Raw genomic sequence first — 223 nt, 5'->3', positions numbered from 1 at the left:
TACAAAGTTTACACCCTCTTTTACTTTGTGGGTAGCTGTTTTTATACCATCGACGGCTGCTTTTCCAGCTTTCCCAGCCACCATTGTTATTCCTTCGCCTAACCCTTTTCCAACCTTTACAATCGTCTTGCCGAAACCAGAAACTACATATTTTATTCCTTTTCCAACTAGACTTACAGCTTTTCCAATTGGGACAAAGTTTAAAAGCGCCCATCCCGCGGCA

General features: G+C 42.6%; 1 pseudogene. It reads right to left on the bottom strand.

The annotated features are described in order from the left end of the window. A pseudogene (locus MR063_RS22340) lies at nt 1-223 on the bottom strand (WXG100 family type VII secretion target); the annotation flags it as partial.

The organism is Bacillus cereus group sp. BfR-BA-01492, from assembly GCF_022662815.1.
Lineage (GTDB): Bacteria > Bacillota > Bacilli > Bacillales > Bacillaceae_G > Bacillus_A > Bacillus_A cereus_BD.
The sequence above is the reverse complement of the archived record's forward strand: the minus strand, read 5'-3'. Positions and strand labels throughout refer to the sequence as shown.